Source organism: Paenibacillus sp. FSL R7-0198 (assembly GCF_038000415.1).
Lineage (GTDB): Bacteria > Bacillota > Bacilli > Paenibacillales > Paenibacillaceae > Paenibacillus.
Genome location: NZ_JBBOCB010000001.1, coordinates 1,114,672 through 1,137,570, shown reverse-complemented (window position 1 = coordinate 1,137,570; position 22,899 = coordinate 1,114,672). Strand labels below are relative to the sequence as shown.

Annotated in this window: 22 protein-coding genes and 1 riboswitch; all 22 genes read left to right on the top strand. The window is 46.3% G+C overall.

Going from position 1 to position 22,899, the window contains the following annotated elements:
* Nucleotides 1-18 precede the first annotated feature (18 nt).
* The gene (locus tag MKY87_RS04755) at nucleotides 19-1,686 is read left to right on the top strand and encodes a spore germination protein (protein WP_340963155.1); all 1,668 of its coding nucleotides are present in this window, start codon (nucleotides 19-21) and stop codon (nucleotides 1,684-1,686) included.
* A 104-nt stretch (nucleotides 1,687-1,790) separates the two neighbouring features.
* A complete protein-coding gene (gene lysA / locus MKY87_RS04750; protein ID WP_017687645.1) occupies nucleotides 1,791-3,122 on the top strand; it encodes a diaminopimelate decarboxylase in 1,332 nt (443 codons plus the stop codon).
* 249 nt (nucleotides 3,123-3,371) lie between these two features.
* A complete protein-coding gene (locus MKY87_RS04745; protein ID WP_017687646.1) occupies nucleotides 3,372-3,803 on the top strand; it encodes a peptidylprolyl isomerase in 432 nt (143 codons plus the stop codon).
* 107 nt (nucleotides 3,804-3,910) lie between these two features.
* Nucleotides 3,911-5,224 carry a hypothetical protein gene (locus MKY87_RS04740; RefSeq protein ID WP_340963153.1) on the top strand — a complete coding sequence of 438 codons (1,314 nt, stop codon included), beginning with the start codon at nucleotides 3,911-3,913 and terminating at the stop codon, nucleotides 5,222-5,224.
* A 168-nt stretch (nucleotides 5,225-5,392) separates the two neighbouring features.
* A riboswitch (FMN riboswitch) is annotated at nucleotides 5,393-5,559 on the top strand.
* A gap of 323 nt (nucleotides 5,560-5,882) precedes the next feature.
* The gene (gene ribD / locus MKY87_RS04735) at nucleotides 5,883-6,986 is read left to right on the top strand and encodes a bifunctional diaminohydroxyphosphoribosylaminopyrimidine deaminase/5-amino-6-(5-phosphoribosylamino)uracil reductase RibD (protein WP_176872572.1); all 1,104 of its coding nucleotides are present in this window, start codon (nucleotides 5,883-5,885) and stop codon (nucleotides 6,984-6,986) included.
* Between the two features lie 61 nt (nucleotides 6,987-7,047).
* The gene (gene ribE / locus MKY87_RS04730) at nucleotides 7,048-7,716 is read left to right on the top strand and encodes a riboflavin synthase (protein ID WP_036607839.1); all 669 of its coding nucleotides are present in this window, start codon (nucleotides 7,048-7,050) and stop codon (nucleotides 7,714-7,716) included.
* A 31-nt stretch (nucleotides 7,717-7,747) separates the two neighbouring features.
* Nucleotides 7,748-8,980: a bifunctional 3,4-dihydroxy-2-butanone-4-phosphate synthase/GTP cyclohydrolase II gene (locus MKY87_RS04725; RefSeq protein WP_133385394.1), complete on the top strand. Its 1,233-nt coding sequence runs from the start codon at nucleotides 7,748-7,750 to the stop codon at nucleotides 8,978-8,980.
* Between the two features lie 102 nt (nucleotides 8,981-9,082).
* On the top strand, nucleotides 9,083-9,550 hold the full coding sequence (gene ribH / locus MKY87_RS04720; protein WP_017687651.1) for a 6,7-dimethyl-8-ribityllumazine synthase: 468 nt from the start codon (nucleotides 9,083-9,085) through the stop codon (nucleotides 9,548-9,550).
* Between the two features lie 104 nt (nucleotides 9,551-9,654).
* Nucleotides 9,655-10,455: a segregation and condensation protein A gene (locus MKY87_RS04715; protein WP_076328266.1), complete on the top strand. Its 801-nt coding sequence runs from the start codon at nucleotides 9,655-9,657 to the stop codon at nucleotides 10,453-10,455.
* Nucleotides 10,424-11,080, top strand: coding sequence for an SMC-Scp complex subunit ScpB (gene scpB, locus MKY87_RS04710; RefSeq protein WP_340963151.1), 657 nt, complete (start codon nucleotides 10,424-10,426; stop codon nucleotides 11,078-11,080). The genes MKY87_RS04715 and scpB overlap by 32 nt, the downstream gene beginning before the upstream one ends.
* Nucleotides 11,081-11,268: 188 nt before the next feature.
* Complete coding sequence (locus MKY87_RS04705; protein ID WP_249913479.1) at nucleotides 11,269-12,000, top strand: DUF2953 domain-containing protein; 732 nt, start codon at nucleotides 11,269-11,271, stop codon at nucleotides 11,998-12,000.
* A gap of 147 nt (nucleotides 12,001-12,147) precedes the next feature.
* Nucleotides 12,148-12,630, top strand: coding sequence for a GerW family sporulation protein (ytfJ, locus tag MKY87_RS04700; protein ID WP_339782962.1), 483 nt, complete (start codon nucleotides 12,148-12,150; stop codon nucleotides 12,628-12,630).
* Between the two features lie 130 nt (nucleotides 12,631-12,760).
* Entirely contained in the window at nucleotides 12,761-13,954 is a 1,194-nt protein-coding gene (locus MKY87_RS04695) for a D-alanyl-D-alanine carboxypeptidase family protein (protein ID WP_340963149.1), read from the top strand.
* A gap of 31 nt (nucleotides 13,955-13,985) precedes the next feature.
* Nucleotides 13,986-14,612: a nucleoside recognition domain-containing protein gene (locus MKY87_RS04690; protein WP_017687657.1), complete on the top strand. Its 627-nt coding sequence runs from the start codon at nucleotides 13,986-13,988 to the stop codon at nucleotides 14,610-14,612.
* A 6-nt stretch (nucleotides 14,613-14,618) separates the two neighbouring features.
* Entirely contained in the window at nucleotides 14,619-15,152 is a 534-nt protein-coding gene (locus MKY87_RS04685) for a spore maturation protein (RefSeq protein ID WP_017687658.1), read from the top strand.
* A 63-nt stretch (nucleotides 15,153-15,215) separates the two neighbouring features.
* Nucleotides 15,216-16,034 carry a S1 family peptidase gene (locus MKY87_RS04680; protein ID WP_339782965.1) on the top strand — a complete coding sequence of 273 codons (819 nt, stop codon included), beginning with the start codon at nucleotides 15,216-15,218 and terminating at the stop codon, nucleotides 16,032-16,034.
* A gap of 196 nt (nucleotides 16,035-16,230) precedes the next feature.
* Nucleotides 16,231-16,980, top strand: coding sequence for a pseudouridine synthase (locus tag MKY87_RS04675; RefSeq protein ID WP_062835222.1), 750 nt, complete (start codon nucleotides 16,231-16,233; stop codon nucleotides 16,978-16,980).
* A gap of 134 nt (nucleotides 16,981-17,114) precedes the next feature.
* On the top strand, nucleotides 17,115-17,642 hold the full coding sequence (locus tag MKY87_RS04670) for a redoxin family protein (RefSeq protein ID WP_017687661.1): 528 nt from the start codon (nucleotides 17,115-17,117) through the stop codon (nucleotides 17,640-17,642).
* 14 nt (nucleotides 17,643-17,656) lie between these two features.
* Complete coding sequence (gene resB / locus MKY87_RS04665) at nucleotides 17,657-19,330, top strand: cytochrome c biogenesis protein ResB (RefSeq protein ID WP_340963146.1); 1,674 nt, start codon at nucleotides 17,657-17,659, stop codon at nucleotides 19,328-19,330.
* The gene (gene ccsA, locus MKY87_RS04660) at nucleotides 19,327-20,589 is read left to right on the top strand and encodes a cytochrome c biogenesis protein CcsA (RefSeq protein WP_338587622.1); all 1,263 of its coding nucleotides are present in this window, start codon (nucleotides 19,327-19,329) and stop codon (nucleotides 20,587-20,589) included. Before resB ends, ccsA begins: the two co-directional genes overlap by 4 nt.
* A gap of 139 nt (nucleotides 20,590-20,728) precedes the next feature.
* Nucleotides 20,729-21,445: a response regulator transcription factor gene (locus MKY87_RS04655; RefSeq protein ID WP_036607918.1), complete on the top strand. Its 717-nt coding sequence runs from the start codon at nucleotides 20,729-20,731 to the stop codon at nucleotides 21,443-21,445.
* A 55-nt stretch (nucleotides 21,446-21,500) separates the two neighbouring features.
* Nucleotides 21,501-22,898 (top strand): ATP-binding protein, encoded by a 1,398-nt coding sequence (locus MKY87_RS04650; RefSeq protein WP_253501426.1) that lies wholly within the window; start codon nucleotides 21,501-21,503, stop codon nucleotides 22,896-22,898.
* The last annotated feature ends 1 nt before the right edge of the window (nucleotide 22,899 follow it).

Here is a 22,899-nt window from a genome sequence, read left to right as displayed (position 1 = left end):
GCCATAGGAGGATGGAAGATGGATGAACAAACAGAGCACACAGGCCAGGAAAATAGTAAAGGTATAACGGAAGAGATGTTACACAAGTCTGCTTATGAGATTCAGAAGGAAGAAGAGGAGAAAGCGTACAGTAAGAAAAAACAAAATGAGATGTCCGACAGCATTGAGGAATCCGTGCAATATTGGCAGGAAAACGATGATATCTCCCCACGCATGAGTGAGAATAGATATACACTGCAACAGGTACTGGGGCTCGGAGAATCGTTTGACGTGAATATGAGAGAAATGGTCCTGGGTGGCAAGCACGTTGGATTGCTGATGATCACCGGCTTCGCCAAGGATGAGATTTTGCTTGAAGTGTTGAAAAGACTCACCTATCTCACGCCGGATGACGTGTCCGGACATGCACTCAAATCTTATTTTGAATGTTACATTCCCCATATTCAGGTGGAAAAAGTCGAGAAGATGAGTGCGGTCATCAACAAGGTTCTTACCGGTATGAGTGCAATGTTCGTTGAAGGGGACCGCTCGGTCTTAATTATGGATACCCGGAGTTATCCGGTACGTTCACCCGAAGAACCTTCATTGGAAAGGGTAGTCCGGGGTTCCAGAGACGGCTTTACCGAAACACTCCTGACCAATGTAACCTTGGTCCGCCGTAGAATTCGCGACCCAGGACTGAAATTTGAGATCATGCAGGTGGGGCGGAGAACACAAACCGATGTCTGCGTGGTGTACATTGACGATATTGTGGATAAAGTGCAGGTGGATTCCGTTCGTGAAAAAATTCAGCGAGTGGATATTGATGGTATTCCCTCCGCCGATAAACAGCTGGAAGAAGCGATTATCAACAAGGGTTGGAATCCGTTTCCACTCGTCCGGTATTCCGAACGACCGGATGTTACAGCTTCCCATTTGCTGGAAGGACGTGTTGTCATTTTCGTAGACACTTCCCCTAGTGTGATGATTCTGCCTACGACCTTCTTCGACCTGTGTGAGCATGCGGAGGAGAATAGACAGACGGCCTTGATGGGGACGTATTTACGATGGGTGCGTTTTGCAGGGATTCTCATATCGTTGTTTTTGCTACCGCTATGGCTTCTCATGGTTATTGACCCTTCGATTAAACCGATGGGACTCGACTTCATTGGTCCGCAGGAAAATGTAAAGCTTCCGTTAATTCTACAGTTTCTACTGATCGAACTGGGCGTCGATTTATTACGGATGGCAGCGGTTCATACGCCTACACCTCTGGCATCGGCCATGGGTTTGATCGCGGCGATTTTAGTTGGGGATATCGCCGTCAAAACAGGATATTTTGTCAATGAGGTTGTACTCTATATGGCGATCGCAGCCATCGGAATGTTTGCCACGCCGAGTTACGAGCTTGGACTTGCCAACAGGCTGGTCAGGTTGGTTCTGTTAGTCGCTGTTGCAATATTCAAGGTTCCGGGATTGGTGGTGGGCAGTACATTGCTCATATTGGCGCTCACCATTCACCGGTCGTACAATTCTTCGTATCTCTGGCCTTTTATACCGTTTAATGCAAAGGCCCTGGGCAACTTTTTATTCCGGCTTCCGTTGCTGGAAAATAAAAAACGTCCATCATTCAACAAAACCCGTGACAACACCAAAATGTCTGATGATCCAGACGGTGAACTGCGAAAAAGTAAAAAACACAAATGATCTTCCGAAAAATCCATTCATCTCGCTGCCTAATTTGATATACTGGTGTAAAATCATTGGAATAGCAACTGTTCCAGTATATAAAAAAGTGAGGAATGCAGATTATGTATTTACATGGTACAAGTAAAATAAACGCGCAAGGGCATCTGGAGATTGGCGGAGTTGATGCAACAGATCTGAAAGAACAATTTGGAACTCCCCTGTACGTTGTGGACGAGCAATTGGTTCGCGAGCGTTGCAGAGAGTATATGGAAGCATTCCGTGCTTCCGGATTGGGCTTCCAGGTTGCATACGCAAGTAAAGCATTCTGTGTAATGGCGATGTGTGCCCTTGCAGCTGAAGAAGGACTTTCCCTGGATGTTGTATCTGACGGTGAACTGTTTACTGCACTGCAAGCAGGATTCCCGGCTGAGCGCATTCATTTCCACGGTAACAACAAAACGCTGGAAGAGATCGAAATGGCTCTTGATGCGGAGATCGGATGCTTTGTTGTTGATAACTTCAATGAACTGCATCTGTTGCAGGCTGTAGCAGCGGACAAAAATCGTAAAGTAAACATTTTGCTTCGTGTGACGCCTGGTGTTGAGGCACATACGCATGAATATATTTCTACAGGTCAAACGGATTCCAAATTTGGATTCGATATCGGTAATGGTACGGCATTTGAAGCGATTGACTTGGCTTCCAAGCAGTCTAACCTGGTATTGCTCGGTGTGCATTCCCACATCGGTTCCCAGATCTTCGAAGTTGAAGGCTTCCAGATGGCTGTTCAACGTGTTGCTGAATTTGCAGCAAGTGTATATGAGCGTCTTAATGTTGCTTTCAAAGTGGTTAACCTTGGTGGTGGATTCGGAATCCGTTATATCGATGGAGATACACCGCTTGAAGTTGCGCAATACGTGAAGGCTATTACAGACGCAGTTAAAAATCATTTTGCTCAAATCGGCTATGCCGTACCTGAGATCTGGGTTGAGCCAGGCCGCAGTATCGTGGGTGAAGCGGGAACAACGCTGTATACTGTTGGAACAAGCAAAGACATCCCAGGCGTGCGTAAATACGTTGCCGTTGATGGTGGTATGACCGATAACCCACGTCCTGCTTTGTATGAATCCAAGTACGAAGCTGTGCTTGCCAACCGTGCGAATGAGGCTGCTCAGGAAACGGTATCTGTTGCGGGTAAATGCTGCGAGAGTGGCGATATGTTGATCTGGGATCTGGACCTGCCAAAAGTGGAGAGCGGCGATCTGCTCGCTGTAGCTTGTACAGGTGCATATAACTACTCCATGGCGAGCAACTACAACCGTATTCGTCGTCCGGCTGTTGTGTTTGTCAAAGACGGTCAAGGAGATGTCGTAGTACGCCGTGAGACGTATCAAGATATCATCCAGAATGACCTGGTACCAGCGCGCATTGGCAAACAGCCAGTAACTCGCTAATTCGTCAAAAAATAATGCGTTTCTGCATTATTCAGGATATAGGGATTTTAAATTTGAAGCAGATGAAAAGGGAACTTCCTTTTTCGTCTGCTTTTTGTATATTCGGACTAAATTATGAAAAAAAGTTTCCGTTTTTTTTGCGATCCAGTCATTTTCGGTGTACACTAAGAAAAGTGCTGTAATGCTTGACCCAGGGTCATGCGTTCTGGCACCATTAACGATGGTCAATACGAAAGGAGTCATTTACATATGGCGAAACAAGCGAAAATTAAATTGGCAAACGGCGGAGAAGTTCTGATCGATCTGTTCGATCAAGAAGCTCCAAACACAGTAGCAAACTTTGAGAAACTGGCTAACTCCGGTTTCTACAATGGTCTTACATTCCACCGCGTTATCCCGGGCTTTGTAGCTCAAGGCGGATGCCCTAACGGTAGCGGTGCAGGTGGCCCAGGTTACACAATCAATTGTGAAATTAACCCGAACAAACATGAGCGCGGAACACTTGCTATGGCACATGCTGGCCGTAACACAGGTGGAAGCCAGTTCTACATCTGCTACCAACCGCAACCACATCTGGATGGACAACATACTGTATTTGGTAAAGTAACTAAAGGTATGGAGTTCGTGGACGCTTTAGAAGGTAAAGACAAAATGGAAACTGTTGAAGTTGTAGAAGCTTAATACCTTCACCTTAACTGGATCCAAACATGAAGTGCTTCTTTTATAGAAGCACTTTTTTTGTTTTTTTACATACTTGAAATCGATGATTAGAAAGGATGAGTAAAACCTTGGATACGGTTACTCAGCTAAGCTTGTTAAAACAAATTTATAGTGAGCGCACGTTGTGGGATGAAGAACTGCAGGCATCGCGCCATGTCGTTCCGGATAGTCTATCCGTAAAGGATCGAGAAGCGCTTGAGGCAGCCGGGCATGAACCGAATCGATTTGTACGTCCGCAACATGATGAAACGATTACTGAGCTGAAAAAAGTTGCGAATTACTGGACGATCAATGATGCAGCGCAGGCCTTTGTATCCTCTTTGTGGTCAGCACCCATGATCTGGCGCTCGTTGCTTACGGGCAAGCTTATTGCGAGCAGTATGCCAAGTCATGAACATACGCCATATCCATCTTCAAACACTTGTAAGATTTGCGGATTAAGTGTAGATCAAGCAACCGACACAACGCTGCAATGGTATTGGCGGATGACCAATGGAACCCCGTTGGACGGTGATCCTTTTGGATATGTGTTGGCACTTCGAGAGCTGGCTGCCGCGCAGGAGCTTCCAATACCCAATGAGTACGACCGCTGGACATTCCGTGCGGTTTTAACGGTGCTGCGCGAATTACCTCCCAGAACACGTTACAGCAAGGCAGCAGTAGCGCTCAAGAAGGAACGTCTTTTGCCTACACAGAAGGAATATGCCTACCGTGATTTGCTTGAGACGTTAGCTCTGATTGGCATATTGGATACGCCGGAACATCCTGGAATGATCACGGAATTCACCACTTACATGCAACGTGACGCACGCCCCAATGTGCGGGTTGAGGTACAGGCGCCTCTGGCGTGGTGGGACTCATCTGTAGGAATCAATGAGAACAACCTGAACAAGATATTTCATGATTTTGATCTGAATAATATATCTCTTGCGGATAAGCCTGATGAGAGTCCAGCTGTAAAGGACACGATCTTAGGAGCATTGGAGAAGAAGAGAAGTGTTCGCGGAAAAGTACCAAAGGCATCTCCTGATGCAGGTACCGGGGAGGTACAGTCTGGAGATGTGTATGCTGTTCGGGTCCGGGAAGGTGTATGGGTGACAGTATACTGTCATGAAGTCAGAGACAAGCGTGTCATCGTTGAATATCTGGATGGTGTCTTTCCAGAGATGCCGGGAAAAGCAGATTTGCATGGGACTTTTCGACCGAGAGCGAATGGACGCTGGAAATGCTCGGCTATTGCGATCGATTCCACAAGTTGGGTCAGAAGGGTGGCAAGAGAGTTCCCGCTGCCAACTTCGCCCCTGCAAGAGCCTGACCGCACTCCATTCCATAATGCCAAAGAATTAAAGCATATGGCGAGCTGGTGTTTTCCTGATATGTAGAATGATGCGATGGATGTGAAGTGGGCCTCCAAGCAAAAACCGTGCCTCCTTGAGAGGAAGCGGTTTTTTGTTGTTTCTTAGCTTATTAAAAGTTAGTATGTGACAAAAAGGAACAAAAAACAATTGATTTTTTGGCATTAAAGTGCTAACATCCAAGTAATAACGAAAGCAATCCTTCAGGGCAGGGTGCAATTCCCTACCGGCGGTGATGCAGGAAGTGTAAGGACACATGTCCAGCACTTGATGCAAAGTCCGTGACCTGTCTGCCATTGGCAGATGGCTGATCTGGTGTAATTCCAGAACCGACAGTATAGTCTGGATGGGAGAAGGAGAGGTGCAGACCTAACAGGTTTGCATTCAGCAGGAGTATTGCTGCACAGTCTAGATTGGTAATGTCTTGCACTGTACAGGGAAGATCCGGTTACGCCGGACAGTTCCATACATATGCCACACGATAAAAGCTCTTTACCTGTAATTGATGTTCATTAAGGTATGTGTCTATTTTCACTTGCCCGAAATGAAGTTTTGGGCAAAGTGTTGGCGTGCTGTATCCATTTCACTCCTGCTGGTGACATTTGTCTCTCATCATCCCCATCGAACTGATTGTTCGACGGGGATTTTTTAATAAACAAGACTTTAAACCGCGGGGTGAACGGATTTGGAAATGATCAATGATGAATTTTATATGGCACTGGCATTGGATATGGCGGAACGAGCACAAGGACAGACGGGGATTAATCCGGTCGTTGGATGTGTAGTTGTGAAAGAAGGTCGTATTGTAGGTCTGGGGAGCCATCTGAAACGTGGAACCGGTCATGCGGAGGTGCATGCCCTTAACATGGCAGGCAGCGATGCAGAAGGAAGTACGGTATACGTTACACTTGAGCCCTGTAGTCATTATGGCAAGACGCCACCTTGTAGTGAACGCCTGATTCATGAAAAGGTAAAACGTGTTGTCGTATGTTGTGAAGATCCAAATCCGCAAGTATCCGGCAGAGGCATCAGCATGCTTCGTCAACAAGGCATTGAAGTTGAAGTTGGCGTACTGCGTGAGCGTGGAAGACGCATGAATGAAAAATTCATTAAATTTATAACAACGGGTCTACCTTTTGTGACACTGAAAACGGCTACTACTTTGGATGGCAAAATTGCTACTCGCAGCGGAGACAGCAAGTGGATCTCCAACGAGCCCGCTCGTGAGATTGTGCATGCCCTTCGTCATCGTCACCAGGGAATTATGGTTGGCGTCGACACAGTGATTGCCGATAATCCGGAACTTACAACCCGTTTACAAGTGGAAGGCATTAGTCCGGTGCGCATTGTGGTGGATTCCAAGTTGCGTCTTCCCGTAGGTGCCAAAATGGTTAAGGATGGTCTTGCTCCAACATGGGTTCTCACCACAGACGAAGCCAGTCCTGAAGCTGCTGAACGTTTGGAAGCTTACGGTGTTGAGATTATACGCTGTGGTCCTGGACCACGTGTGGATCTGTTAAGCGGACTTAGCAAGTTGGGTGAGCGTGAGATTGGTTCGATTTTGCTTGAAGGTGGGGGCACTCTGAATGGAGCCATGCTGGAGGCACGGTTGGTCGATCGACTGCTCATGTTTATCGCTCCGAAGATTGTAGGCGGTTATGATACACCTGGAAGCTTCCGCTTCGAAGGTGTGGAACGTATGAATCAGGCGATTCAATTGAATCAGTTGGAGATCGAAAAAGTTGGAGATAATATCAGCATTGGCGGTATTCCGGTGTGGCCTGAATAAATAAATGAATTTTAAAGAAACAAGTTAGACTCTTTATAAATTAAAGAAGGGAGGCGGCAGCATGTTTACCGGTTTGGTGGAAGAAGTTGGTCAGATCCGGCGTATTGGTCGGAAAGGCGAAGCGATGGTCCTGAATATCGGAGCTTCCGCCATCATGGACGATCTGAAAATTGGTGATAGTGTAGCAGTGAACGGCGTGTGCTTAACTGCGACAACGCTCGAAGGTGGAGGTTTTACCGCCGATGTAATGCCTGAAACCTATCGCCATACCAATCTCAGTCAGCTGCAATCTGGCAGTAAAGTTAATCTGGAGCGGGCCATGCAATCCGGCGGGCGTTTTGGCGGACATATCGTTCAGGGCCATGTCGATGGTACCGGGGTGATTGGCAGTATAACACGTGATCAGAATGCGATTGTGTTTGAGATCAAACCTGATGATCACCAGTTGTTCAAATATCTGATTCCCAAAGGATCGGTTACACTGGATGGCATTAGCTTGACCGTTGTCCATACATCGGATACCGCATTCACGGTTTCCATAATCCCGCATACCATTGGTGAAACTGTACTAAATGTGAAAAAGACAGGGGATACCATTAATATCGAATGCGATATTTTGGGCAAATATGTGGATCATCTGCTCCAGTATGGGAGAGGACATCGAGAGACGGGTGCTGGCAAGCCGCGCAGTATCAGTGAAGATTTTCTCTCCAATCACGGATTTGCATAAATAAAAACAGAAATAAACTGGAGGTGGACCCATGTCAGAACAATCCATTTTGGATACGATAGAAGAAGCTATATATGATCTCATGCGTGGTAAACCGGTCATTGTTGTGGATGATGAAGATCGGGAGAATGAAGGCGATTTTATCGCTTTGGCCGAAAAGGCGACACCTGAAGTCATTAATTTCATGATTACTGAAGGTAGAGGTCTGGTCTGTGTTCCGATTACACAACAACGTGCGGACGAACTGAATCTGAAACCGATGGTTCAACAAAATACGGATTTCCATGGAACAGCCTTCACCGTCTCTGTGGACCACAAAGATACGACAACAGGTATCTCGGCACATGAACGCTCTATTACCGTGAAAGGTCTGATCGATCCTGAAGCGAAAGCTGGGGACTTCCGTAAGCCTGGTCACATGTTCCCGCTGATTGCAAAAGATGGCGGTGTACTTCGTCGTGCCGGGCATACAGAAGCGGCGGTAGATTTGGCCATTATGTGTGGTTCATATCCCGCAGGCGTGATCTGTGAAGTGATTAAGGAAGATGGCACAATGGCCAGACTTCCGGATCTGCAGGAGATTGCCCGCAAACATGATCTGAAGCTGATCAGTATTCAGGACATGATTCGTTACCGTAACGAAAAAGAGCAGCTGGTTCAACGTGAAGTGGCTGTACGTATGCCAACGGACTTTGGCGAGTTTCAAGCGGTGGCCTATACAAATGCTGTGGACAACAAGGAGCATGTGGCGCTGGTTAAAGGCGAAATAGATGGTTCCAAACCCGTACTTGTGCGTGTGCACTCTGAATGTTTGACTGGCGATGTATTCCATTCCCATCGTTGTGACTGTGGTCCTCAGTTTGATGCGGCACTTAAACAGATTAACGAGGAAGGCAATGGCGTTCTGCTCTATATGAGACAGGAAGGTCGGGGCATTGGGCTAATCAACAAACTCAAAGCCTACAAGCTGCAAGAGGAAGGTCTGGATACGGTGGATGCAAACCTGAAGCTGGGCTTTGCTGCCGACTTGCGTGATTACGGGATTGGCGCCCAAATTTTGAAAGACCTTGGGGTTCGTCAGATCAGACTGCTTACTAACAATCCTCGTAAAATTAAAGGCCTTGAAGGATATGGACTTGAAGTTGTAGAGCGTGTTGCAATCCAGATGGAAGAGAATGAGGACAATACAGTGTATCTTCATACGAAGCAAGCCAAGCTGGGGCATATGCTCAAGTTTGATGATATTGAGCAGAACGAAGAGTAAATGCGTTTTAGATGAACAATGTTCACCATGTAATTTATGGAAGTGATTACTTAGGGATTTCCGTTACTTACATTACATTATACCGTTAGGGAGATGACTTGAATGCCACAATTTTTTGAAGGACATTTAGTATCAGAAGGATCACGTTATGGAGTTGTCGTTGGACGTTTCAACGAATTCATCACCAGTAAATTACTTAGCGCGGCGCTTGATGCATTCAAACGTCACGGCGTGCAGGATGATGAAGTGGATGTAGCCTGGGTTCCAGGAGCGTTCGAAATCCCTCTGATTGCGCAGAAAATGGCGGAGAGCGGCAAGTATGATGCGGTGATTACCCTGGGAACTGTCATTCGTGGATCCACTACGCATTACGATTATGTGTGCAACGAGATGGCTAAAGGGGTAGCAGCAATTAATCTGAAAACTGGCGTGCCTACAATCTTTGGATTGGTTACAACAGAAAATATTGAACAAGCGATTGAACGTGCCGGAACCAAAGCGGGTAACAAAGGTTGGGATGCAGCTACGGCGGCAATTGAGATGGCAAACTTGACGAAACAGCTAAAATAGTGCTTATTTAATAGTAGTGCCCTGCTTTGCGCAGACGAACACGGGAAACCGGATTCGGACGGCTTAGCAGGGTTTTGTATTTTTCTGGCGGGAGGATTCGTCTAGTGACGGTAGTTACATACAAACTGGAGACTTTTGAAGGGCCTTTGGATCTGCTGCTTCATCTGATTGATAAGGCTGAAATTCATATCCAGGATATTCCCATCAGCGATATTACCGATCAATACATGGCGTATCTGCATTCGATGCAGGAACTGGAACTGGATATTACGAGTGAATTTCTGGTCATGGCAGCAACATTGCTGTCGATCAAGAGCAAACTTTTATTGCCCAAACCACCGGTCATTGAGGACTTCGAGGATTATGATTTTATGGAAGAAGAAGATTATGATCCACGTGCAGAGCTGATTGCACGTCTGATAGAATATCGCAAGTACAAGGGAATTGCGCGTCATCTTCATGAACGGGAGTGGGAACGTAGCCTTATATTTTCCAAAGAGCCCGAGGATCTGCGCCCCTATATGCCCGTAGAAGCCCAATCGAACCCGGTTGAGGGTTTACACACCTCTGACCTGATTGCAGCCTTTCAGAAGGCGCTACGTAAGGCTGAGAAGCGCACAACTGTAACCCGAATCAAACGGGATGAGATTTCGGTTAAGGACCGGATACGGGATGTCATCGGCGCTTTGGAAAGTATGGGGCCGGGAGGCAGACTGTTATTTTCCAAGTTGATGGACGAGCATATCTATCGCCATGAGATTGTTGTCACTTTTCTGGCGGTGCTGGAACTGATGAAGATGAAGCAGATTGTCTGTTATCAGGAACGGATGTTTGAGGATATCGTTATGGAGTGGAGAGGGGAAACAAAGAATCATGGATTTTCCGAAATTGAAATCGATTATTGAAGGCCTGCTGTTTTTGTCCGGAGAAGAAGGTCTGAGTATCAAACAAATCGCCGAGATCGTCGACCAGCGAGTGGAGCTTGTAACGGACGCGATTGAGGAGATGATTCATGAATTCTCACAGCAGGGACGAGGTGTACAGATTCTCAAGATCGCTGGTGTAGTTCAGTTGGGAACCTTGCCTGACCACGCTGTATATTTCGAGAAACTGGCATACTCTCCCGCACGCACGTCCTTATCCCAGGCGGCTCTGGAGACGCTGGCCATTGTGGCGTATCGTCAGCCGATTACACGGGTAGAGATTGAGGAAATCCGTGGTGTAAAATCGGAGCGGGCCATCCATACGCTTGTGAATAAGGATTTGATTATTGAAGTGGGACGAGCCGAGGCGATCGGACGACCAATTCTGTACGGAACGACCAAGTCATTCCTGGATTATTTCGGTTTGGCTTCAATTAAAGACCTTCCGGAACCAGGCTTGTTCGAAGATTCCGAAAACCTGGAGGAAGAGACACAACTGTTATTCAACAAACTGGATTTGCAACAACTGGAACCGGAAAGTGTTGATCCGGCGGATGACCTAAGTCATATCGACAACGAAGACGATAATACGGGTTCTTCACTCTAATTTGCAAGCTCATACTAACCGACACCCATCAGTGGAGTCGGTTTTTTTGTGCATTGTTTTAGAAAAATGGTGAATAGAATAGTTTCTAAATAAATATGAAATGGGATTTTTAGGTCAGACGTGAATTTTTTCCTATTCAGAGTGTCATACTAGACGAGAAAAGAATTGAGGGCTTGGAGGTAAGGCCTGTGTGGATTTGGCTTGGAGGAATCGGTTTGTTGTTCGCATTGCTGATTGCCGCAGTCCTCATCTCAAATGTTCATGTACATTTTACATTCAGTAAACATAAAAGTGATGATTACGCCAATATTAATGTTCGTTTTCTCTATGGAATTGTGCGGATTAACTATGAGATCCCGAGTATTGTTTTCCGCAATATGAAGGAAGGTTTTCTGGTCAAGACCGAACAATCCATGAATCATTCGAGAGGTGAGGCCCAGGGAAGTGAGCGGGTCAACAAACGTAAAGTCAAGAAGTGGACTAAAGATGTGAAAATTATGCTTAGGGCAACGGACGCGCTCAAGCTGTGGCTTAAGCAAACACTCACACGCGTACATATGACCCAACTGTCCTGGGCAACCCACATCGGCGTTGGTGATGCAGCATATACAGCGGTGCTGACGGGCTGGGTGTGGAGCATCAAGTCCATTATTATTGGTTTTCTCACCTATCAGATCCGCTTTGATGAAACACCCGTGCTTCAGGTTATGCCGGTATGGTCCGATGAAATGGAATTTAGAACGGAGCTCGATTTCAGAGCGAAAATTCGGATTACAGCCGTTCTGATCGCTGGAGTTACACTACTCACCCGTGTGCTTCAAGTCGAAGGCGGATGGCGGATGTGGTTCAAGCTTCTTCAGGAACAGCGCCGCAGGCATAAGGAGAAACAAAAGAATAAGCTTAGTGGGACAACAGTATAAAAACCCATCATAGTCGGTCTGTTTTTGGGAATGTAAGGTTGGGGTTTGGTGAGTGTATTTAAAATGCTTATTACATAAGTCCCTTCAAGTTTGGGGATGATATGGTTAGATCAAACCTAGCTTACATTGAAACTGGAGGGAATTTAAATGTCAGATCATCCAATTCAAGGCTTAATGGAAACCGCAATGGAAAATATCAAGGCCATGGTGGATGTCAATACAATTGTTGGCGATGCAGTCGAAACACCAGATGGTACCGTGATTCTGCCAATAAGTAAGGTAGGATTCGGATTTGCTGCCGGTGGTAGTGATTTTCACGTTAATGGAGAAAGTAGTGGCAAAAGTGGTGCTACGGGTACCTCTACTGAACATGCGAGTTCAGCTAAAGTTGCTTCTCCGTTTGGTGGCGGTAGCGGCGGCGGTGTATCCATACGTCCTATTGCGTTCCTGGTGGTAGGTAAACAGGGGGTACACATTGTACCACTCGATAACTCCACACATCTGTTTGAGAAACTCATTGACTCCACCCCTTATGTTTTGGACCGAATTCAAGGCATGTTCCAACGGAATACAACACCAGCGAATGCTACAGGTGTACCAGTTACACCAGATCCATCAACGTATAGCTGAATCATTTCGTCATGATCCCTCCCGCATCCCAGCGTGAGGGATTTTTGCTGTTTTTGCCCTATGGGACATACTCCAAGTTGTCCGAACATAAGATAGTACAAGATTCCAAGTGACCCGGAGGAATGAATTGATGCGAAAAATAACGAAAGTACTTGCATGCATGCTTATCCCTGTCTTCTTGCTGTCTTCATTAGGGGTTACTCAAGCCCAGGCAACAATTCAAGGTCCGTCTACACATGCGCAAAGCGCTGCTCTCATTGATGTCACATCAGGCCGGATCTTATACAGCAAAGATGGGGATAAGGAACTGCGAATTGCCAGTTTGACCAAAATCATGACAGCGATCGTAGCGATCGAACACAGCAAGCTGGATGAAAAAGTGAAAGTGTCTCCCTCAGCTTTTGCCAAAGAAGGATCTTCTCTCTATCTGAAGTTAGGTGAAGAGATGACGCTTGAAAACATGTTGTACGGGCTAATGCTCCGTTCAGGCAATGACGCGGCCTCTGCGATCGCAGAACATGTCGGTGGATCGGAAGAAGGCTTTGTCCTGTTAATGAACAAAAAGGCGGAGCAAATCGGTCTGACGCATTCCCATTTTATGAACCCTCATGGACTGGATGCAGAAGGTCATTATTCCACAGCCAATGACTTGGCCAGATTAACGGCATATGCGTTGCACAATCCGGTGTTCAAACGCATCGTAGCCACGGAAGACAAATCCGCACCGAATCCCAATGAAAGCTGGGAATACTCCTGGCACAACAAAAATAAAATGCTGCGGATGTACGAAGGTGCAGATGGAGTGAAAACCGGTTACACCAAGAAAGCTTTCAGATGTTTGGTTAGCTCGGCTACACGCAATGGACAGCAGCTCGCCGCGGTAACGCTGAACGACGGAAACGATTGGAACGATCATGCTCGGATGCTAGATTTCGGGTTTGAGTACTTCCCGTTAGTAGAGGTCGCCAAGCAAGAACAGCCTGTGCAAAATACAGATGTCGTTACGGGCCGGGGATTCTGGTATCCTCTGGCCGAGAGTGAGAAAAGTTCATTGACCAAAAAGTTGATTCTGCACGAGAATCGCGCCCAGTCGGAAACGAAAGTCGAAGGCAAGGAACAATCGACAGATCCTTCGTTCGGATTGGCAGGTCGCATTGATATGCAGCTTGACGGCAAACTTGTTGGCTCAATTCCGGTGTATCGCAAAGGCAGTTATATTCCTCCTGAACCGAAGACAGAAGATGCAACGCTGGGTGGAATCGGTGATGTCTCTTCCTGGGCAGCTGCATGGCGTGCCGTGTTAAGCCACCTGTTGTCTCCTTAGCTAAATCGTCATTGAAGGGAGGATATAATCCATGATTAATCTAATTTGGCTGCTCATGATTTTAATCGGATTTGCTTTTGCAGCCGTCAACGGCAATATCGAAGTGGTCACGCAAGCCGCTTTTGATGGGGCGGCAACGGGAGTCACGGTCTGTTTTGGACTGATTAGTGTGCTTGTGTTCTGGATGGGCATGATGAAAATGGCTGAGGATGCTGGCCTCCTGGCCCGGATTGCCAAGCTGCTCGGTCCGGTTGTGGGCTTCCTGTTCCCCGATGTGCCCAAAAATCATCCGGCGATGGGTTATATTCTCTCCAATATGAGTGCGAATCTGCTGGGGCTAGGAAATGCGGCTACTCCGATGGGAATCAAAGCCATGCAACAACTGCAGGAGCTTAATCCGGACAAACAAACCGCTTCTCCTGCCATGTGCACCTTACTGGCTCTGAATACGGCTAGTATTACCATTATTCCGACAACGCTGATCGCCATCCGCTTAAACTATCATTCCGCCAATGCAACAGAGATTGTGGGAACAACATTGATGGCTACCATTATCGCTACACTTGCTGCTATAATCGCCGATCGCTGGTATCGGAACAGGGCTTTACACAAACCGCCGCGCATACCGAAAAGTGGCAATCCCGGCATGAAAGGATGAGCACCTTTGTTAACCTTCATCAACTGGATCTCCGTCTGGGCCATCCCGGTTATTATCGCGTTTGTTCCATTATATGCGTTTACCAAAAAGGTCCCGGTTTACGAATCCTTTGTTGATGGGGCCAAGGATGGTTTCTCTACTGCAATCAGTATTATTCCGCATCTCGTGGGCATGATGGTCGCAATCAGCGTATTTCGTGCCTCGGGTGCACTGGATTTTGTGATTAGCCTGTTCGCTCCGCTGGTGTCCTGGATGGGTGTTCCAGGCGAAGTGTTGCCACTCGGAATACTGCGTCCTTTAACGGGGACAGGCTCTCTGGCGTTTACAACCGATCTGATCAAAACCCATGGCCCTGACTCCATGATCGGACGTATGGCATCTACGATTCAGGGGAGTACAGATACCACATTATATGTGCTGACTGTTTATTTTGGGGCTGTAGGTATACGAAACGGTCGATATGCACTCAAAGTAGGGTTGTTTTCCGATGTCGTTGGTTTTATTGCTGCCCTTGCCATTTGTTTGCTCGTGTTTGGTTAAAAGATATCTCCTTTCCTTCCGATATATTAGATATGCTAGAATAATAGCGGAGGAGAGTGAGACATGCAGAAGAGTTGGAAACGAATGCTCCGTGTCGGAATGTCAGGCGTGCTTGCTATTGCAATGCTCGCAGGGTCAACGGGGCTGGCGGCAGCTCAAGCCGTTCAGACGATACATTTTACAGGTTACTTCGACAAACAGCTGCGTGCACAAATGGCAGTCACAGCGGATTCTTTTCCAGTCGTGAATGTACGTTTGGTCAAGCAGGATGAACCCGATATGGTATATTATGATGTTGGTACCTCGATACTGATCTCCAAGGATGAAGTGCTCACGAATTATCATGTCGTTCAGAGTTATGCTGAACTGTCTGATGGTGATGAAGGCACACTGACTGTTGCGAGTCCGGGTTCCTTGGGTAAGCCTGTAAAGGCAAAGATTATTAAGACAGACCCGGTGACAGACATGGCGCTGCTGAAGCTGGACAAGGAAATAGACGCCCAACCGGTCACGTTTGCAAACGCAAGGGATAACCAGGTTGTCTATACCATTGGATTCCCCAAAAATCCTGCTGGTGATCTTGTCATCCTGGATGAAGATTTTCCTTCAACCTACAATACGATAGCCAAAAGCAGAGTGTTCAGTTCCCAAGCTTCGGACGTTCCAGGTAAAAAGGGAATCGGCAGTATTGTGAAATCCATGGCACAAGGTAATTCAGGTGGCCCTGTTCTGGATCAGAACAACCGGGTCATTGGTATGATGACATTTGTGTACGGTGGACGTACCTATTATATTACTTCCAAGACATTGCAGACTTTCATTAAAGAGAGTACTAAACCTGCCAAAAAACAGGTTGCAGTTGCAGGAAAAGTTTCCAATTAAATGATTTGAGGAAAAGGCTTATCTTTACACCATCTGTGTTCAACAGGTCGTGTAAAGGTAGGCTTTTTTTGCGTCAATCTCAAAGGGGAAGGTCGCCTAAAATGCATATTCGTGTCGCCAGTTTGCAAAATCCTTGGATTATCCTTGTGATTTCCCTGCGTGATGGGTATCATTAGTGTGAGGTGACATGACAAACATGGAAAGATTACAAAAAATTATCGCACAGGCAGGCATTGCATCCCGCCGCAAGAGCGAGGAACTAATCCTGTCCGGCAAAGTAGAAGTTAACGGGGAGGTCGTAACCGAACTGGGTACAAAAGCGAACCCCGAAGAGGATATGATTACGGTTAATGGAAAACCAATCCGCAGTGAGAAAAAAGTGTACTTGATGTTGAACAAGCCAAAAGGTGTAATCACAAGTGCATCTGACCCGGAAGGTCGGAAAATTGTATCCGACTACCTGAAAGGTGTCAAGGAACGCGTATATCCTGTGGGTCGTCTGGATTATGACACAGAGGGCTTATTGATCCTTACCAATGATGGAGAGTTTGCACATTTGTTGACGCATCCGAAGCATCACGTACCCAAAACGTATCATGCAACGGTTAAAGGTGTGCCGCATGGTACAGCTCTGGAGAAATTAAAGACAGGCATTATGCTGGATGACGGCATGACTGCTCCTGCAGAGGTAGAGTACAAAGATGTGGATACAGCCGCTAATGAGTCGGTCATTTCCATTACGATCTATGAAGGACGTAACCGTCAGGTTAGACGCATGTTCGAGGCGATCAACCATCCGGTAACCCGTCTGAAACGGATTTCGTTTGGTGGTATTTTGCTACAAAACCTGAAACGTGGTCTGACACGTAATCTGACCAAAGAAGAAGTCAACAACCTGATTACCCTCGCACAATCAGAACCAGCCAAAAAAATGAAAAAAAGGTAATGTGAGGACACACAATTTTCATAAAACCGCCGCAGTTTTGTGACGAAATTCGCTATAATTGTTCATAGGATGTTCACAGTTGTCTTAGACCAATAAGATGCGAATGCTACAGTCACATAAAAGGGGAGCAGCACATGGGGAAATCAAGAAGAACGGTGCAAATCGTCATTTTGTTATTGATCCTGGTGTTGGGCGGATATGCGATTACCACATCGGTATCCGGCTCGAATGGCAAGCCAAAGGAAGGGGACAAGTCTCCTTCTTTTGAACTGCTGGGCCTGGATGGTCAAGTTCATACGTCTGATGAGTACAAAGGAAAAGCGATGGTGATCAATTTCTGGGGCACATGGTGTGAACCTTGTGTTAAAGAAATGCCTGCACTTCAGGCGCAGGCTGACAAATGGAAGGACCAGGGAGTACAATTTGTCGGAATTAATGTTGGAGAAGACCAGATGACCGTGGATAATTTTGTACGGCAGGTTGGGGTTACGTTTCCAATCATGCTTGACAGGGAGAAAAACTCGGTTCGTGATTTCGGGATCTCTCCGATGCCAACAACATTCTTTGTATCCGACACGGGCAAAATCTCTACCATTCATATCGGGCAACTTGATTTGGACACACTTGACGCTCAAATTTCGCAACTGGCGAAGCAGCCCTGACAGGAGGTCTATTCGTGTTCCAAAATACCAAATGTGAGTGCGGACACCAGAATCCGGTAGGCACTGTACTATGTGAAGCATGTGGGAAACCGCTGCTGGAGTCTGAAGCTAAATCGGATGAAGTGTTGGAAATGCGTTATGATGGCATGGCGCGCCGTTCACAGCGTAGTAATCCCAACATCATTGACCGCATATGGAACTTTTTTTCATCCGTCAAAATTGCCGTCTATATGATTGTTTTTACGCTGGTAGGTTCTATGCTTGGTACAATCTATCCGCAAGAAAGTACATTCTTGAATATTGATCCTTCCGTCTATTACAAAGAAACATACGGTCAGTTGGGTCATATCTATTATCTGTTGGGTTTATCCCATACATACGAATCCTGGTGGTTTATTCTACTGCTGGTGCTGATTGGGGCATCATTGGTGATATGCAGTCTGGATCGCGTCCTACCGCTCTACAAAGCACTGAATAAACAGAGAATACGTAAACATACGCAATTTTTGACAAGACAGCGTCTGGTGTTCCAAGGTACCATCGAAGAGGCACCAGAAGACTGGATTAAGAAAGCGGTTACGCCGTTGAAAAAGAAAGGATACCGCGTGCACACCCAGGGGGATGCATTACTCGCAGAGAAACAGCGATTCAGTCGATGGGGCCCATATGTCATCCATATTGGACTCATTATATTTTTGCTGGCGGTACTCGCACGAGGGCTTCCAGGTCTGAATCTGGACGAGCACGTCGCTTTTCCTGAAGGTGAGATCAAAAAGATCCCGAATACATCGATGTATCTGCAAAATGAACAGTTCAATGTTGAATTCTACAGTGAGGAAGAAGTACCTGAGCAATTCCGTAACCTCAATAAAACCGTTCCGAAACTGTTCGAAACAAAAGTTGTTTTGTATGAATGTACAGCAGACTGTTCGGATCTTTCGAAGAAACCTCAGTTAGCTGAGGTGGCCAGACATGATGTACGCGTGAATCATCCATTGAATTATAAAGGTCTGAAAGCATATCAGTTTGATTATGATCTAACACCCACCATTCGGTCCGTAACGCCTGATCTGGTCAATACAAAGACGGGTGAAGTATATGGGCCAATTAAGATTGATATGGTAGATACCCAAAGAACATTTGAAGCTGGTCCTTATAAGCTCACGGTAAAAGAAAAGTTTATGGACTTTGGATTGGATGAGAATGGTCAGCCCAAATCAAAATCGCCTTCACCTAATGCACCTGCTTTTCTCTTTCTCATCAAGGGACCGGATCTGCCCGAAGAGGGGATACAATATCTGTACTTTGCGAAGCAGATTGACAAACAACGGTTTCAACAAGATGCGATTAACCAACAGTTGATTGGAGCTGAGATTCCTCTACAGCTGGAAGTAGACAGTATGGACAAGGTTGATATTATTCAGTCCGTAAGTTATCTCAATATAAGAGTGGATAAGGCAATGCCTTTTGTGTGGGTAGGAGCCGGTATTGTTATGTTGGGTCTGGTCATGGGTTTTTATTGGCATCATCGCCGCATCTGGATTCGTTTTGATGATAAACAGCTCACCTTGGGTGGACATACCAACAAAAACTGGTTTGGCTTCAGGCGTGAAGTTGCGGCCGTCTTGAAACAGATGAATCTGGAAGTGGAAGAGAAGTCGTTGGATAACGGGGGGAACCAGGCATGAATTTATTGGATTTCAGCAGCGACGCATTTATCGTATCTTTCTTTCTCTATTGTGCTGCATTCTTGTTATATGCTGTCGCAGTCATGGGCAAAAAATGGAGTAATCGTGATCCTCTGGACCATATGAATCGCTGGGGTAAAAGAGCTTTTATCGCTTCGACTGTCGCCTTGGCGGCACATATCGTATTTTTTGTAACCCGATGGGCTGGGGCAGGTCATATCCCGGTTAGTAACATGTATGAGTTCATGTCTTTTCTGTCCATGATGATTATGGTTGCATTTATTGTTGTATATGCCATATACCGTAAGTCATTACTGGGTTTGTTTGCGTTACCACTTACCATTATTATTATGGCGTACGCCGCTGTATTTCCTCAGGAGGTACAGCCATTAATCCCGGCGCTTCAGTCCATCTGGCTGAAAATTCACGTGACGTTGGCGGCGCTTGGTGAAGCATTCTTCGCCGTGGGTTTTGCCGCAGGGTTCATGTATTTGCTCCGTACTGTTGATTTCAGTGGTAAGGACAAATCTTCAAGACGTCAACGAGGATGGGTTGAATTCACCCTGGTTACGATTGTTGTAGTCATCGGATTCATCGGAACGGTATTTGCCTTTCGTACAGCTGGTTACGAGGCGGTTTTTGTACAGAAAACGGTCAGCATTGACACAGAGGTACAGGAAAATAGTACAATAGAGAAAGTGATTTATCGCATGCCTCCGATTTTTGCACCATATAATAGCGAAGTGGAGAGCATGACACCGTTTCTTGGCATAAAAAAACCTTTACTTGAGACGCCTTCCTGGATGAACGGGGTAAATGCCGGGCGTAAGCTGAATACGGTGGTTTGGTCACTTATTGTAGGTCTGATCCTGTATGGAATTGTACGACTTCTTGTGCGCAGACCTCTTGGACAAGCGTTACAGCCAATGATGGATGGAATTGATGCCGATGATCTGGATGAGATAAGTTATCGTGCGATTGCCATTGGTTTTCCGATATTTACGCTGGGAGCATTAATTTTTGCCATGATCTGGGCTCAGATTGCCTGGAGTCGCTTTTGGGGTTGGGACCCTAAAGAGGTGTGGGCATTGATTACATGGCTATATTATAGTGTGTATCTGCATTTGCGTTTATCCAGAGGTTGGCAAGGTCAGAAGTCTGCATGGCTTGCAGTTCTTGGCTTCCTGGTCGTCATGTTTACGCTGGTTGGGGTGAATCTGATCATTGCCGGATTACATTCTTATGCTGGAGCGGACTAGGACAGACTTCTATTGCAAAGGTTGAGTTTAGAAGCGGGAAACACAAACGTACCTTTTTATAAGAGGGTATTCAAATATTGTTCGCCAGATCGAACATAATAGAAGTGATGAGGAGTTATTGCAAAGGGGCTGGAGAGGCATGGCTGAACATGAGAATCGAATACTGGTCGTGGATGACGAAGAGAGAATCCGCAGGCTTTTGAAAATGTATCTTGAAAAAGAAGGTTATGAGATCGATGAAGCTGAGGATGGGGAAACTGCACTGCGTAAAGCAACAGCAGGGGACTACGGGCTGATTTTGCTTGATGTGATGTTGCCGGGTATGGATGGAGTTGAAGTGTGTACCCGTCTTCGTCAGGTGAAATCAACACCGGTTTTGATGCTCACTGCAAAAGGTGAAGAGATTAACCGGGTTCAAGGCTTCGAAGTTGGCGCTGATGATTATGTTGTAAAACCATTCAGCCCGCGTGAAGTGATTTATCGCGTCAAAGCGATTTTGCGTCGAGCTTCCGCGACAGCTTATCTCTCCAAGGAGAGCAATTCGAGTAACAACATCGTGTTCCCGCATCTGGTTATTGAGCATGATGCCCACCGGGTAACCGCTGGTGGCGAAGAGATTAGTCTTACACCAAAAGAATATGAATTGCTGCACTACCTGGCAACATCTCCCGACAAAGTTTTCTCCAGAGAAGAATTGCTCAAAGATGTATGGAATTACGAATTCTTTGGCGATCTTCGTACCGTGGATACGCATGTGAAGCGTCTTCGCGAGAAACTTAACAAGGTATCGCCTGAATCGGCGGCCATGATTACGACGGTGTGGGGTGTGGGTTATAAACTGGAAGTACCGAAGTAGTTTTAGTTTCTGGAGATCACTGGTCGGGAAGTTATGGATCACTATTATCTGCCTTGTGGGTTGTGTACTTATAGCGCTGGGTCTTTTTTTGCTGCCCTACATTGATACGAACTTTGCAGAATCCGAATCCAGAGATATTAAGCGGTTGTTTACCTATATCTGTATTATCGGATTCAGTTTAACCACGTTTTTTGCATTGTTTCTATTCACCAAAATAACGCAGCCCATGCAGCAATTGATTCAGGCAGCCAATGCGATTCGCAAAGGGAACTACGGAACACGTCTCTCCCTGGTAACGAGTGATGAGATTGGTGAACTTGCCAACACATTTAATCATATGGCTGCCCAACTGGAAGATAATATTCGAAACCTTAACCATGAGAAGGAACATTTGGCGAGTGTGCTTCGCAGCATGACCGATGCGGTGGTTACATTTGATGGTGAAGGCAAAGTTATTCTGACGAATCCGCCAGGAGAGAAGATCATGCAGGCATGGTATGATCTCGATTGGGCAAAAATGGACGAAGGACAAGAATCCGAGCAGTCTGACAAGACTTCGCGTGATGTACCTGAGCCCCTTCTTCCTTTGTTTAGAATGGTGATGGAGCAAGGTGGGGACCAGAACTCCAATGTTCATGTACAGCAAGGTGTTTGGTCTGTTCAGATGGCACCGTTGTATGCTGACAGTGTTGTTAGAGGGGCTGTGGCTGTCTTAAGAGATGTAACAGAAGAAGTGCGTCTGGAAAAAATGCGGCGTGATTTCGTGGCTAACGTATCTCATGAGATACGAACTCCGCTATCCATGATGCAAGGTTACAGTGAAGCTCTTTTGGACGGTATGGCAACCTCACCGGAAGAGAGCGAAGAACTGATCCAGGTCATTCATGATGAGTCTCTACGGATGGGCAGACTGGTTAAAGACTTGCTTGACCTTGCGCGGATGGAAGCTGGACACACGGACATGGTGATGAAGGAAGTTGACCTCGGAGAACTGCTTGAACGTGTATATCGGAAGTTCTCGGTGCGTTCAAAAGAACAGGGAATTCAACTACAATTTAAGTTTGAACAACCAACCATTGAACTTCAACAGGCAGATGAGGATCGACTTGAGCAAGTATTTACGAATTTGCTGGATAATGCGTTCAGACATACGCCTACTGGCAAAAATGTAATGATCTCAGCCGAGCGGGTCACTTATCTTCGTGCTCCATTTGTCAGAGTTTCTGTAAAGGATCAGGGTGTAGGTATCCCTTCATCCGACTTGCCATTTATTTTCGAACGATTCTACAAAGCAGACAAGGCTCGTGTTCGGGGAGAAAGTGTAGGTACGGGGCTTGGTTTAGCGATTGTGAAGAATATTGTTGATGCGCATCAAGGCATGATTACCGTCAATAGTGTGCTTGGCGAAGGAACAGAGTTTATTTTGCAATTTCCTTTGGATTCATCGAAATAGC

Bases quoted from the DNA above. Each gene is read 5' to 3' on its own strand.
- MKY87_RS04755 (WP_340963155.1), top strand. From the start codon at position 19: ATGGATGAACAAACAGAGCACACAGGCCAGGAAAATAGTAAAGGTATA.
- lysA (WP_017687645.1), top strand. From the start codon at position 1,791: ATGTATTTACATGGTACAAGTAAAATAAACGCGCAAGGGCATCTGGAG.
- MKY87_RS04745 (WP_017687646.1), top strand. From the start codon at position 3,372: ATGGCGAAACAAGCGAAAATTAAATTGGCAAACGGCGGAGAAGTTCTG.
- ribE (WP_036607839.1), top strand. From the start codon at position 7,048: ATGTTTACCGGTTTGGTGGAAGAAGTTGGTCAGATCCGGCGTATTGGT.
- MKY87_RS04725 (WP_133385394.1), top strand. From the start codon at position 7,748: ATGTCAGAACAATCCATTTTGGATACGATAGAAGAAGCTATATATGAT.
- ribH (WP_017687651.1), top strand. From the start codon at position 9,083: ATGCCACAATTTTTTGAAGGACATTTAGTATCAGAAGGATCACGTTAT.
- scpB (WP_340963151.1), top strand. From the start codon at position 10,424: ATGGATTTTCCGAAATTGAAATCGATTATTGAAGGCCTGCTGTTTTTG.
- ytfJ (WP_339782962.1), top strand. From the start codon at position 12,148: ATGTCAGATCATCCAATTCAAGGCTTAATGGAAACCGCAATGGAAAAT.
- MKY87_RS04695 (WP_340963149.1), top strand. From the start codon at position 12,761: ATGCGAAAAATAACGAAAGTACTTGCATGCATGCTTATCCCTGTCTTC.
- MKY87_RS04690 (WP_017687657.1), top strand. From the start codon at position 13,986: ATGATTAATCTAATTTGGCTGCTCATGATTTTAATCGGATTTGCTTTT.
- MKY87_RS04680 (WP_339782965.1), top strand. From the start codon at position 15,216: ATGCAGAAGAGTTGGAAACGAATGCTCCGTGTCGGAATGTCAGGCGTG.
- MKY87_RS04675 (WP_062835222.1), top strand. From the start codon at position 16,231: ATGGAAAGATTACAAAAAATTATCGCACAGGCAGGCATTGCATCCCGC.
- MKY87_RS04670 (WP_017687661.1), top strand. From the start codon at position 17,115: ATGGGGAAATCAAGAAGAACGGTGCAAATCGTCATTTTGTTATTGATC.
- ccsA (WP_338587622.1), top strand. From the start codon at position 19,327: ATGAATTTATTGGATTTCAGCAGCGACGCATTTATCGTATCTTTCTTT.
- MKY87_RS04655 (WP_036607918.1), top strand. From the start codon at position 20,729: ATGGCTGAACATGAGAATCGAATACTGGTCGTGGATGACGAAGAGAGA.